Origin of the sequence: Streptomyces canus (genome assembly GCF_041435015.1) — a bacterium.
Taxonomy (GTDB): domain Bacteria; phylum Actinomycetota; class Actinomycetes; order Streptomycetales; family Streptomycetaceae; genus Streptomyces; species Streptomyces canus_G.
Window position 1 is genome coordinate 5,162,433 of the sequence record NZ_CP107989.1, and the last position, 12,419, is coordinate 5,174,851.

A 12,419-nucleotide genomic window follows, 5' to 3' on the forward strand; every position below is an offset into this window, starting at 1 on the left:
ACTCAGATGTCGAGGAAGCGGACGTCCTTGGCGTTGCGCTGGATGAACTGGCGGCGGGCCTCCACGTCCTCGCCCATCAGCACGGAGAACAGGTCGTCCGCCTGGGCGGCGTCGTCGAGGGTGACCTGGCCCAGGACGCGGTGCTCCTGGTCCATGGTCGTGATGCGCAGCTCCTCGGCGTTCATCTCGCCGAGACCCTTGAAGCGCTGGATGGAGTCCTCGCGGATGCGCTTGCCGCGCTGGCGGCCCATCTCGATCAGTGCGTCGCGCTCGCGGTCCGAGTAGGCGTACTCGACGTCGTCCCGGCCCCACTTGATCTTGTACAGGGGGGGACGGGAGAGGTACACGTGCCCGGCCTCGACCAGCGGCCGCATGAAGCGGAACAGGAAGGTCAGCAGCAGGGTGGAGATGTGCTGGCCGTCGACGTCGGCGTCCGCCATCAGGATGATCTTGTGATAGCGCAGCTTCTCGATGTCGAAGTCCTCGTGGACCCCGGTGCCGAAGGCCGAGATCAGCGCCTGGATCTCCTGGTTCTGCAGGATCTTGTCGATCCGCGCCTTCTCGACGTTCAGGATCTTGCCGCGGATCGGGAGGATCGCCTGGTACTCGGGGTTTCGGCCGGACTTGGCCGAGCCGCCGGCGGAGTCACCCTCGACGATGAAGATCTCGCACTTGGTGGGGTCGTTCGACTGGCAGTCGGAGAGCTTGCCCGGCAGGGACGCGGTCTCCAGGAGGCCCTTGCGGCGCGTCAGGTCACGGGCCTTGCGGGCCGCCACGCGCGCGGTGGCCGCCTGGATGCCCTTGCGGATGATGTCCGCGGCCTCGACGGGGTTGCGGTCCAGCCAGTCGGTGAGGTGCTCGTAGACGACCTTCTGGACGAAGGTCTTCACCTCGGTGTTGCCCAGCTTGGTCTTGGTCTGGCCCTCGAACTGCGGCTCGCTCAGCTTCACCGAGATGATCGCGGTCAGACCCTCGCGGATGTCGTCACCCGTGAGGTTGTCGTCCTTCTCGCGCAGCAGCTTCTTGTCGCGCGCGTACTTGTTGACGAGGTTCGTCAGCGCCGCGCGGAAGCCTTCCTCGTGCGTGCCGCCCTCGTGCGTGTGGATGATGTTCGCGAAGGAGTAGACGCCCTCGGTGTAGCTGCTGTTCCACTGCATCGCGACCTCGAGGGACAGGAGCTTGTCCTTGTCCTCGGCCTCCAGGTCGATCACGGTGGGGTGCACCACGTCTCCCTTGCGGGAGTTGAGGTACTTCACGAAGTCGACGATGCCGCCCTCGTAGTGGTACTCGACGACCTTGACTTCGTCCTTCTCGTCGGCACCCGCCTCGTCCGCCCCGGCGGTGGCCTTCGCCGACTCGCGCTCGTCGGTGAGTTTGATCCTCAAACCCTTGTTGAGGAACGCCATCTCCTGGAAGCGGCGGGAGAGCGTCTCGAAGGAGTACTCGGTGGTCTCGAAGATGTCGCCGTCGGCCCAGAAGGTGACCGACGTGCCGTGCTCGTCCGTCGCCTCGTGCTTGGCCAGCGGAGCCGTCGGGACGCCCAGCTTGTAGTCCTGCGTCCAGCGGTAGCCGTCGGTCTTGACCTCGACGGCGACCTTGCTGGACAGGGCGTTCACCACGGAGACACCCACGCCGTGCAGACCGCCGGAGACCGCGTAGCCGCCGCCGCCGAACTTGCCGCCCGCGTGCAGCACCGTCAGCACGACCTCGACGGCCGGCTTGCCCTCGGAGGGGACGATGCCCACCGGGATGCCTCGGCCGTTGTCGACGACGCGCACGCCGCCGTCGGCCAGGATCGTCACGTCGATGGTGTCAGCGTGGCCGGCCAGCGCCTCGTCCACGGAGTTGTCGACGACCTCCTGCACCAAGTGGTGCAGGCCGCGCTCGCCGGTCGAGCCGATGTACATACCGGGTCGCTTGCGGACCGCGTCCAGACCCTCGAGGACGGTGATGGCGCTGGCGTCGTACGAGGCGGTTACCTCGCCGTTCGACGAGGTCGCCTCGGCGTCGGTGGACGGGATGTTCTCGTTGGGGTTGCCGGAATCGGCCACGAAGCGCCCTTTCTGGCACAGCACGAGCCAGGCTCGTCGGCGGGTTGCCGGAGCGGCTGCGGCATGTTGCGTTGGTAAGCCTTGATCAGCGTTGCTCAGCGTTTCCCGGGCGGTCCCCACGTTTGGGGCGGGATTGGCTTCCAGTCTACCGGTAGCGCCGACAGTGATGGGGGTTTGCCGGTACCTGAGTCCTCATGTGCCGCCCTCAACCGGCGTCTTCCGGGTCCCCATATACGGAGCGGGGCTCCAAGAGGCTCACGGAGGCACTCAGCGCTTCGGGCTGTCAACCCATGGCTACTTGGGAGTCAGGTCGGAATTCGCCACCGCGTACAGAGCTACGACAAAGGCGTCGCCGATGCCCCGATGGCACCGCCGACGCCCTTGATGTGATGTCCATCACCCGTAGGTGTCACCGGGTCCCGTGCTGCCGGGGGCGCGCAGCGGGCCGTAGCGACGAGCGGGACCGCCGGGGCCGTTCACCTTGATCAACTTCACGGCGCCGTGCCCGAGATCCTCGTTCAGACGGGCCACCAGCTGCGGCGCGAGCAGCCGCAGGTTCGTCGCCCACGCAGTCGAGTCGCAGCGCACCACCAGAACCCGCTCGTCCTCGTCGTACTTCTCCGGCTCGCAGTGCTTGGCCAGGTCCTCGCCCACGATCTGCGGCCACCGCCCCATCACCCCGCCCACCGCCGCGGGCGTCTCCCAACCGCGCTCGGTGATCAGGCGGTTGATGGCGGCCCCGAACGCCATGGGGTCGCGTCCGTCGGCGCGCGCGCCGGAGCGCAGCCCACCGCCGCGCCGGGCCTGGCGCTTCTGCTGCGCCGCGTCCCCACGCGCGCGTGCCTGTTCCTTCGCGGCCCTGAGCGCCACGCGCGCGAGGTCGACGCCGGAGGGCTCGGCGGGCTTGGGATTCCCGCCCGGGAGTTGTTCGTCGGTCATACGCGCTCCACCGTCCCCTCGGACACGGTGAACCGCGTCCCCGTCAGCACGTGCGGCACGTCGTCGTCGACCGCCGCCGTCACCAGGACCTGCTCACCGGGCGCGACGAGCTCGGCCAGGCGCTCACGGCGACGGGTGTCCAGCTCGGCGAACACGTCGTCGAGGATCAGCACAGGTTCGTTGCCCTCGGCCCTGAGCAGGTCGTACGACGCGAGGCGCAGCGCCAGCGCGTACGACCAGGACTCGCCGTGCGAGGCGTATCCCTTGGCGGGCAGCTGACCGAGTTTGAGAAGCAGATCGTCCCGATGCGGTCCCACGAGGGTCACGCCCCGCTCGATCTCCTGCTTGCGCGCCTCCGCGAGCGCGGCCATCAGCTGCTCGTAGAGATCCTCACGCGTGTGTGCCTCACCCGGCGCCGACGGCTTGTACTCCAGGGCCACCGGGCCGCCGCCGGGTGCCAGTTGCTCATACGCCTTGTCGGCCAGCGGCTGGAGCGCGGCGATCAGGTCGAGCCGCTGGGCGAGCAACTCCGCGCCCACGCGCGCCAGATGCTGGTCCCACACATCGAGGGTGGACAGGTCCATCGAGCGGCCGCCGTGCCTCCTCGCGAGTGCGGCCGACTTCAGCAGGGTGTTGCGCTGCTTGAGGACGCGCTCGTAGTCCGAGCGAACGCCGGCCATGCGCGGGGAGCGGGCGGTGATCAGCTCGTCCAGGAAGCGGCGCCGCTCGCCCGGGTCGCCCTTCACCAGCGCCAGATCCTCCGGCGCGAACAGCACGGTCCGCACGATCCCGAGCACATCACGCGGCCTGACCTGCGAGGACCTGTTGATCCGGGCACGGTTCGCCTTGCCGGGATTGAGCTCCAGCTCGACCAGCTGCTGCCGCTCGCCCTGTCTGACCTGCGCCCGGACGATCGCGCGGTCGGCGCCCATACGGACCAGGGGGGCGTCGGAGGCGACCCGGTGGCTGCCGAGGGTGGCGAGGTAGCCGATCGCCTCGACCAGGTTCGTCTTGCCCTGCCCGTTGGGGCCCACGAACGCGGTGACGCCCGGGTCGAGCGGAACTTCGACCCGGGCGTACGAGCGGAAGTCGGCCAGCGACAGGTGCGTGACGTGCATGGTCGGTCGCCGACCTCCCCCAGGTTGTGGACCGCGGCTTGTGGATTGCTCCGCGGCCCTGTGGATTACTTCGTCTCGACCGCGTGGCCGCCGAACTGGTTGCGCAGCGCCGCGATCATCTTCATCTGCGGCGAGTCGTCCTGACGGGACGCGAACCGCGCGAACAACGACGCGGTGATCGCCGGCAGCGGCACCGCGTGGTCTATGGCGGCTTCCACGGTCCACCGGCCCTCGCCGGAGTCCTGTGCGAAACCGCGCAGCTTGTTCAGGTGCTCGTCCTCGTCGAGGGCGTTGACCGCGAGGTCGAGGAGCCAGGAACGGATGACCGTGCCCTCCTGCCAGGAGCGGAAGACCTCCCGGACGTCGGTCACGGAGTCGACCTTCTCCAGAAGCTCCCAGCCCTCGGCGTAGGCCTGCATCATCGCGTACTCGATGCCGTTGTGGACCATCTTGGCGAAGTGGCCGGCGCCGACCTTTCCGGCGTGCACCGCACCGGCGTCGCCCTTGGGCTTGAGGGCGTCGAAGACCGGCAGCACCTTGGCGACGTTCTCCGCGTCGCCGCCGTACATCAGCGCGTAGCCGTTCTCCAGGCCCCACACACCACCGGAGACGCCGCAGTCGACGAAGCCGATGCCCTTGGCGGCCAGCTCCTCGGCGTGCTTCTCGTCGTCCGTCCAGCGGGAGTTCCCGCCGTCCACCACGACGTCACCCGGCTCCAGGAGCTCGGCCAGCTCGTCGATGGTCGCCTGGGTCGGCGCACCGGCCGGGACCATCACCCACACGACCCGCGGGCCCTGCAACGCGTCCACAAGCTCCTTCAGGCTGTGGACATCGGCGAGGTCCGGGTTGCGGTCGTATCCGATCACGGTGTGGCCTGCGCGGCGGATCCGCTCGCGCATGTTGCCGCCCATCTTGCCGAGGCCGATGAGACCGAGCTCCATCAGTGGTTCCTTAGGTTGCTGTGGCGTGAGAGCACTTTCGTACCCACGTACGAGCCTAAACCCGGACGCTCACGCACACCTGTGGGCATACGCGCTCAAACGTATGCCCTCACCTGGGGCTTTGACTCAGCCGCTCAGCCGCACCGGCATACTGCGATCTTGTGGGGGACGACCCCCACACCCCCAGCAGCCGTCCAGCCCAGGCCGGTCAGCATGCTCAGCCGCTCAGCCGCTCAGCCGCACCGGCATGATCAGGTACTTGTAGGCCTCGTCCGCCTCGGCGTCCAGGGCCGGCTTGCCGCTCAGCAGCGCGGGCTTGGTGGACGTCGTGAAGGACAGCTGGGCCACCGGGGAGTCAATGGCGCTCAGGCCGTCCAGCAGGAAGGTCGGGTTGAAGGCGATCGAGACGTCGTCGCCCTCGAGCTGGGCGTCGACCCTTTCCACAGCCTGTGCGTCATCGCTGGAACCGGCCTCCAGGATCAGCACACCCTGCTCGAAGCTCAGCCGCACCGGGGTGTTGCGCTCGGCGACCAGGGCCACACGCTTGACGGCCTCCACGAAGGGGGCGGTCTCGATCACGGCGACGGAGTTGAACTCCGTCGGGAACAGCGAGCGGTACTTCGGCAGGTCGCCCTCGAGGAGACGCGTCGTCGTACGGCGGCCCGCTCCTTCGAAACCGATCAGGCCCTCGCCCGCGCCCGAACCGGACAGCGCCAGGATGACGCTGTCGCCGCTCGTGAGCGCCTTGGCGGTGTCCAGGAGCGTCTTGGCGGGTACCAGGGCGACCGCGGACGCCTCCGGGTTCTCCGGCTTCCACAGGAACTCGCGGACGGCGAAGCGGTAGCGGTCGGTGGAGGCCAGCGTGACGGTGTCGCCCTCGATCTCGATGCGCACACCGGTCAGGACGGGGAGTGTGTCGTCACGGCCCGCGGCGATGGCCACCTGGGCGGCGGCGGAGGCGAAGACCTCGCCGGGAACGGTGCCCGTGGCGCTCGGCATCTGCGGCAGCGACGGGTACTCCTCCACAGGCAGGGTGTGGAGTGTGAACCGCGAGGAGCCGCAGACCACCGTGGCCCGTACACCGTCTGTGGAAATCTCCACCGGACGGTTGGGGAGAGCGCGGCAGATGTCGGCGAGCAGGCGGCCGGAGACCAGCACCGTGCCCTCTTCCTCGACCTCGGCCTCCACGGACACCCGCGCGGACACCTCGTAGTCGAAGCTGGACAGGCTCAGCTGGCCTTCCTCGGCCTTCAGGAGAAGGCCGGCGAGGACAGGCGCCGGCGGACGGGCCGGGAGGCTGCGCGCCGCCCAGGCCACTGCCTCCGCGAGTACGTCGCGTTCCACCCGGATCTTCACTGTTGCCGCCTCCTGCTGTTGCCGGCGCTGCTCGGCCTGCCTGGCTTCGTCGTCTGTCTCGGTGTCGTCGGTCCCTGTGCCGGGAAGGACACCGGGGAACAGTCTGACGCACCCCACTGACAGTAGGTGCCTCTCGGGGTCAAGTCGTGACGAGGGGCAGTCGGGAGCCGGACAGCAAGTTGTGCACAGGCCCCACTTCGAAACGGATTCCCAGCTCTCTCTAGTTGGGAGTAGTAGTAGGGGCTGTGGATACCGTGGATAACCCCGTTTTCCCAGCTCAGAGGGGAAATTTTGTCCACCGGCCCTGTGGGCGGAGGCGGTGGACAACCGGGCGTATCTGTGGAGAACAGAAAGTTCTGCACACTCCGTGCACAGCCTGAGGCGAGTTCTCCCCAGCGCCGTCCCCAGCTTTACCCACCTTTCCCACAGCCCAACCCGGCACCTTCGTGTGACGCCTTTCACTCGACCCGGTGATCAGGCGCGTCGCGTTGCCGAACAGTGGACAGGCATGTGGAGAACCTGGTGATCGCTGGGGACAACCAGGCCCGGCCTGTGGGTTGCCGGTGGACAACTCGGTGCACAGCCTGTGGATCTTCCCGCTGTCCACAGTCTGTGGAGATCGTTCGTCCACGAATCCACAACCACCTGACCTGGCCTGATGGTCTTTCAACAGGAAGCCTGTGGACCGTGATCTGGACAACTTCGCAGTCCCCAGGATGTGGACGGGAAAAAGTCAGCGGATCTGTGGAGAGAGGCCGTAACCCGGCGTGGAATCGAACAGCCGGCTACGGCGGCATGAAGAAGGGCGCCTCCGGGACCTCGTCCCCAGGGCGCCCTTCAGCGTCGAAAGCGTCGTAACTCTGCCTCGGTCAGCCGTTCTTGATGCGGTTCGTCAGCTCGGTGACCTGGTTGTAGATGGAGCGCCGCTCGGCCATCAGATTGCGGATCTTGCGGTCGGCGTGCATGACCGTGGTGTGGTCGCGGCCGCCGAACAGCGCGCCGATCTTCGGCAGCGACAGATCCGTCAGCTCGCGGCACAGGTACATGGCGATCTGGCGGGCGGTGACGAGCGCCCGCCCGCGCGAGGTGCCGCACAGGTCCTCGACGGTCAGGCCGAAGTAGTCCGCCGTGGCGCTCATGATGGCCGTGGAGGTGATCTCCGGCGCCGAGTCCTCGCCGCCGGGGATCAGGTCCTTGAGGACGATCTCGGTCAGGCCCAGATCGACCGGCTGCCGGTTGAGCGACGCGAACGCCGTCACCCGGATCAGCGCGCCCTCCAGCTCGCGGATGTTGCGCGAGATCCGTGAGGCGATGAACTCCAGGACCTCCGGCGGGGCGTTGAGCTGCTCCTGCACCGCCTTCTTGCGCAGGATCGCGATCCGTGTCTCCAGCTCGGGCGGCTGGACGTCGGTGATCAGACCCCACTCGAAACGGTTCCGCAGCCGGTCCTCCAGGGTCACCAGCTGCTTGGGCGGCCGGTCGCTGGACAGCACGATCTGCTTGTTCGCGTTGTGGAGCGTGTTGAAGGTGTGGAAGAACTCCTCCTGCGTCGATTCCTTGTCCGCGAGGAACTGGATGTCGTCGACGAGCAGGATGTCCATCTCGCGGTAGCGCTTGCGGAAGCTGTCGCCCTTGCCGTCGCGGATGGAGTTGATGAACTCGTTGGTGAACTCCTCCGAGCTCACGTACCGCACGCGCGTGCCGGGATACAGGCTGCGCGCGTAGTGCCCGATCGCGTGCAGCAGGTGGGTCTTGCCGAGTCCCGACTCCCCGTAGATGAAGAGGGGGTTGTAGGCCTTGGCCGGCGCTTCGGCGACCGCCACCGCGGCAGCGTGGGCGAAGCGGTTGGAGGCGCCGATGACGAACGTGTCGAAGAGGTACTTCGGGTTCAGCCGGGCGGTGGGCTCACCGGGGCCGGTCGCCGGCGCGGGCTGCGCGGCGAGCGGACCGGGAGCGCCGGTGGTGGGCAGGCTGGAGCCCACCGGGCCGCCGCGATGCACATGTCCGGAGCCGGGCGGGGGATCGGGCAGGTCCCGGCGGACGTCGCGCTGGTCGTAGTCGGACCGGGGCTGGTCGTAGTCGGGACGCGGCTTGTCGTAGTCCGGTCGCTCGTCGTAGTCGCGGCGCGGACTGTCGTAGGACGGGCGGTCCATCGGTTGCGGGCGGTAGTCCTGCGACGGGGGGCCGTACGAATCCTGCGGGTACGGCTCCTGCGACGGCGACGCGTACGGGTCGCGTTCCGGGAAGCCGAGCCGCTGCTGCTGCCAGCTGTACTCGTCCTGCGGCGGCCGCGGCCAGGCGCCGGGTTCGGGGCGCTGGTACTCCGAGGGGTAGGCGGGGCGGGCGGTCGGGAGCTGGTCCGGGCGAGGGGCGTGGTCGCCCTGGGGGCCAGGGCGATGCTCGCCGCGGTTCGGACGGGAGTCGTCGGCGCGGTGACGGCCGTAGCCCTCGTACTGGTTGTCGTACTGGCCGGAGGGGAGTTCCGGCTCCTCGTAGCGCGACTGGGGCCGGGGGGCCGGAGGTGCGGGCGGTGCCGGGGGTTCGCCCGCGGAGTCGTCGACGGTGATCGCGATGCGGATCGGGCGTCCGCACTCGCGGCTCAGCGTCTCGCTGACGGCCGGGGCCAGGCGGCCCTCCAGTACGCCTTTCGCAAATTCGTTCGGTACGGCGAGCAGGGCGGTGTCGGCGACCAGTGCGAGCGGCTGGCAGCGCCGGATCCAGTGCTCGTCCTTCGCCTCCACACCCTGGACGCGGCCCTCGCCGAGAAGTTGCTCGAGTACGCGTGGCCACACTGCGGCAAGATCGGCAGGTACGTCAGCCACAGGGCACGCTCTCTCACGGGTCCCACGAACGTGTGGTTGTGGGACGAGTCGGGATTCAAATGGGGTGGAGCCGAAACAGAGGGGTCAACGGAACGAATCGGAGTTCAGCCACGGTAGTCAGGGCGACGGGTGCGGTTCAAGTTGTTGTCCCCAGCCTGTGGATAGTGTCTCCCGGTGACCACTGGTTTGACCGGATGGCGCAGCCGCGCGTACCGTAACCAGGTCGAGTTGTCGATGGCTGCTGCCGCCTGCCTCCGATGGGCACAGATCGCTTCGGGTGATCGGGAAGCGGTGCACTCGGGCGTTACTGCGAGCTACTCGTGGGCGCACGGTGACAGCCAGGACGGCACCCGCAACCACCGATTTATTTCTGGAGCCCCCGAGTGAGCAAGCGCACCTTCCAGCCGAACAACCGTCGTCGCGCGAAGACCCACGGCTTCCGCCTGCGGATGCGTACCCGTGCCGGCCGCGCGATCCTGGCGAACCGCCGCAGCAAGGGTCGCGCCAGCCTGTCCGCCTGATCCCGGTCAGGTCATGCCGTCGTGCTGCCCACCGAGAACCGGCTGAGGCGGCGCGAGGACTTCGCGACCGCAGTACGACGAGGGCGCCGGGCCGGACGCCCGTCCCTCGTCGTCCATTTTCGTAGCGGTGCCACGGACCCGCACGCGCCTGGGGAGAGCGCTCCCCCGACGCGTGCGGGTTTCGTCGTGAGCAAGGCCGTGGGCGGCGCGGTCGTGCGCAACAAGGTGAAGCGCAGACTGCGTCATCTGATGCGCGACAGGGTCGCTCTGTTTCCCCCCGGTAGCCTGGTAGTCGTACGAGCGCTGCCCGAGGCGGGCGACGCCGATCACGAACAGTTGGCCCGAGACCTGGATGCCGCCGTTCAGCGGCTGCTGGGAGGGGGCGCACGATGAAGTACCCGCTGCTGGCGCTGATCAAGCTGTACCAGTGGACCATCAGCCCGCTGCTGGGGCCGGTGTGCAAGTACTACCCGTCGTGCTCTCACTACGGCTTCCAGGCCATCGACCGGCACGGTGCGATCAAGGGAACGGCACTCACCGCCTGGCGCATCCTGCGGTGCAATCCGTGGTCGCTGGGCGGTGTGGACCATGTCCCGCCGCGCAAGCGCCCGCGGTGGCACGAAATGCTGCGTAACGCCTGGCGTGCACGTAGGGGCGGGCCCTCCGCCGCCTCGGCCACCGAGGGACAGACTCCTTCGAGCCCGGCCGCAGAGACTCCGTCCCATGCCCAAGGAGCATGATTAGTGGACACGATTGCCAGTCTTTTCAGCTTCATCACGACACCCGTCTCCTGGGTCATCGTCCAGTTCCACACGGTGTACGGCAAGATCTTCGGCCCTGACACCGGGTGGGCCTGGGGCCTGTCGATCGTGTCCCTCGTGATCCTGATCCGTATCTGCCTGATCCCGCTCTTCGTGAAGCAGATCAAGTCGACGCGGGCCATGCAGACGCTCCAGCCCGAGATGAAGAAGATCCAGGAGCGCTACAAGAACGACAAACAGCGTCAGTCCGAAGAGATGATGAAGCTGTACAAGGAGACGGGCACCAACCCGCTCTCCTCGTGCCTTCCCATCCTGGCGCAGTCCCCGTTCTTCTTCGCCCTGTACCACGTGCTCAACGGCATCGCGACGGGCGACACCATCGGTGTCATCAACGACTCGCTGCTGGCCAGTGCCCGTAAGGCGCACATCTTCGGGGCCCCGCTCGCTGCGAAGTTCAAGGACGGCTCTGCCACCGTCCAGGCCCTGGGCGCCACGGTCACCGACGTGCGGGTCGTCACCGCGGTCATGATCATCATGATGTCTGCGTCGCAGTTCTACACGCAGCGCCAGCTGATGACGAAGAACGTCGACACCACCGTCAAGACGCCGTTCATGCAGCAGCAGAAGATGCTGATGTACGTCTTCCCTGTCATGTTCGCCGTCTTCGGCATCAACTTCCCGGTCGGTGTCCTCGTCTACTGGCTGACCACCAACGTGTGGACCATGGGCCAGCAGATGTACGTCATCCACAACAACCCGACCCCGGGTTCCAAGGCCCAGGCCGCCTACCTGGAGCGCCTCACCAAGCACGTCACGACTCACGGCAAGGCCCGCAAGCGCAGCGAGCGCACCATCATCAAGGCCATCGTCGCCAAGGGCCGCGACCGCAACGAGTTCGAGCGCAAGTTCGTCAACGGTCTGAACAAGGCGGGCCTGGCGGCCCAGGCCGACGGCTCCGTGGTCCAGAGCGAGTCTCAGGCCGCGGTCCAGACCGAGGACGGCGCGTCGACCAGTGCGGCCACCCCCAAGCGTCAGCAGCCCAAGCGGCAGAGCAAGTCCCAGCGGCAGTCGGGGGCCGCGGCCTCGGGTGGCAAGGCGGCCGGTGACGCCGACGCCCCGTCGTCGGAGCCGACCTCGCTGAGCAAGTCCGACGAGCCCGAGGACGCCAAGCCAGCCGAACCCGCCAAGAAGCAGTCTGGCGGCGGTACCCGCAGCAAGGCCCAGTCCGGACAGCGCAAGGGTCCGCAGCGGCCCAAGTCCCCGTCCAAGAAGTAAGAAGGAGTCCATCCCGTGACGGAAGGCACCACCTCCGCCGCTGCCGAGGGCGCAGACACCCTGACCCGCCTGGAGCAGGAGGGTGAGATCGCGGCGGACTACCTCGAGGGTCTGCTCGACATCGCCGATCTCGACGGCGACATCGACATGGACGTCGAGGCCGACCGCGCCGCTGTCTCGATCATCAGCGACGCCGGCGGCCGCGACCTGCAGAAGCTGGTCGGCCGGGACGGCGAGGTGCTGGAAGCCCTGCAGGAGCTCACCCGCCTGGCCGTGCACCGGGAGACCGGGGACCGCAGTCGGCTGATGCTGGACATCGGTGGTTACCGGGCCAAGAAGCGCGCCGAGCTCTCCGAGCTGGGCGCCAAGGCCGCCGCCGAGGTCAAGAGCACCGGCGAGTCCGTGAAGCTCGATCCGATGACGCCGTTCGAGCGCAAGGTCGTGCACGACGCGGTCAAGGCCGCCGGCCTGCGCAGCGAGTCCGAGGGCGAAGAGCCGCAGCGCTTCGTCGTCGTACTTCCCGCCTGATCGGTCCGTACGTTCCTCCGGCCCCGTCTGTCTGTAGAGCAGGCGGGGCCGAACTTTGTCAGCCTGATAGTTCTGGTTCTCGGCGCCCGTGCGCTGGTGCGGTACGG

General features: G+C 67.9%; 11 protein-coding genes. 5 read left to right on the plus strand and 6 right to left on the minus strand.

Translation table 11 applies throughout. From position 1 onward, the window contains the following. Positions 1-2 precede the first annotated feature (2 nt). The 6 genes from gyrB to dnaA form a co-directional block, all read right to left on the minus strand. Positions 3-2,075, minus strand: a complete 2,073-nt coding sequence (gene gyrB / locus OG841_RS23465) for a DNA topoisomerase (ATP-hydrolyzing) subunit B (RefSeq protein WP_371566798.1) — start codon at positions 2,073-2,075, stop codon at positions 3-5. 372 nt (positions 2,076-2,447) lie between these two features. Next, on the minus strand, positions 2,448-2,990 hold the full coding sequence (locus tag OG841_RS23470) for a DUF721 domain-containing protein (protein WP_328639690.1): 543 nt from the start codon (positions 2,988-2,990) through the stop codon (positions 2,448-2,450). Continuing rightward, a complete protein-coding gene (gene recF, locus OG841_RS23475; RefSeq protein ID WP_328639689.1) occupies positions 2,987-4,108 on the minus strand; it encodes a DNA replication/repair protein RecF in 1,122 nt (373 codons plus the stop codon). Before recF ends, OG841_RS23470 begins: the two co-directional genes overlap by 4 nt. A gap of 65 nt (positions 4,109-4,173) precedes the next feature. Beyond that, positions 4,174-5,049 carry a phosphogluconate dehydrogenase (NAD(+)-dependent, decarboxylating) gene (gnd, locus tag OG841_RS23480; protein ID WP_328639688.1) on the minus strand — a complete coding sequence of 292 codons (876 nt, stop codon included), beginning with the start codon at positions 5,047-5,049 and terminating at the stop codon, positions 4,174-4,176. Between the two features lie 225 nt (positions 5,050-5,274). Then, positions 5,275-6,405 carry a DNA polymerase III subunit beta gene (gene dnaN / locus OG841_RS23485; protein WP_328639687.1) on the minus strand — a complete coding sequence of 377 codons (1,131 nt, stop codon included), beginning with the start codon at positions 6,403-6,405 and terminating at the stop codon, positions 5,275-5,277. An 869-nt stretch (positions 6,406-7,274) separates the two neighbouring features. After that, positions 7,275-9,227 carry a chromosomal replication initiator protein DnaA gene (dnaA, locus tag OG841_RS23490; RefSeq protein WP_365116450.1) on the minus strand — a complete coding sequence of 651 codons (1,953 nt, stop codon included), beginning with the start codon at positions 9,225-9,227 and terminating at the stop codon, positions 7,275-7,277. Between the two features lie 383 nt (positions 9,228-9,610). Here dnaA and rpmH point away from each other — a divergent pair, with 383 nt between their 5' ends. Genes rpmH through OG841_RS23515 form a run of 5 tightly spaced genes read left to right on the plus strand, consistent with a single transcriptional unit; the run spans position 9,611 to position 12,312 of the window. Continuing rightward, positions 9,611-9,748, plus strand: a complete 138-nt coding sequence (gene rpmH, locus OG841_RS23495) for a 50S ribosomal protein L34 (protein WP_005482975.1) — start codon at positions 9,611-9,613, stop codon at positions 9,746-9,748. A gap of 21 nt (positions 9,749-9,769) precedes the next feature. Beyond that, a complete protein-coding gene (rnpA, locus tag OG841_RS23500) occupies positions 9,770-10,141 on the plus strand; it encodes a ribonuclease P protein component (RefSeq protein WP_059208182.1) in 372 nt (123 codons plus the stop codon). Beyond that, positions 10,138-10,488 carry a membrane protein insertion efficiency factor YidD gene (yidD, locus tag OG841_RS23505; protein WP_057609092.1) on the plus strand — a complete coding sequence of 117 codons (351 nt, stop codon included), beginning with the start codon at positions 10,138-10,140 and terminating at the stop codon, positions 10,486-10,488. The genes rnpA and yidD overlap by 4 nt, the downstream gene beginning before the upstream one ends. Positions 10,489-10,491: 3 nt before the next feature. Continuing rightward, positions 10,492-11,784, plus strand: a complete 1,293-nt coding sequence (yidC, locus tag OG841_RS23510; RefSeq protein WP_328639685.1) for a membrane protein insertase YidC — start codon at positions 10,492-10,494, stop codon at positions 11,782-11,784. Positions 11,785-11,799: 15 nt separating this feature from the next. Next, positions 11,800-12,312: a Jag family protein gene (locus OG841_RS23515; protein ID WP_057609096.1), complete on the plus strand. Its 513-nt coding sequence runs from the start codon at positions 11,800-11,802 to the stop codon at positions 12,310-12,312. Positions 12,313-12,419 lie beyond the last annotated feature (107 nt).

Excerpts from the sequence above, each read along its gene's own strand:
- yidD (WP_057609092.1), top strand. The coding sequence starts at position 10,138 with ATGAAGTACCCGCTGCTGGCGCTGATCAAGCTGTACCAGTGGACCATC.
- recF (WP_328639689.1), bottom strand. The coding sequence starts at position 4,108 with ATGCACGTCACGCACCTGTCGCTGGCCGACTTCCGCTCGTACGCCCGG.
- OG841_RS23470 (WP_328639690.1), bottom strand. The coding sequence starts at position 2,990 with ATGACCGACGAACAACTCCCGGGCGGGAATCCCAAGCCCGCCGAGCCC.
- gnd (WP_328639688.1), bottom strand. The coding sequence starts at position 5,049 with ATGGAGCTCGGTCTCATCGGCCTCGGCAAGATGGGCGGCAACATGCGC.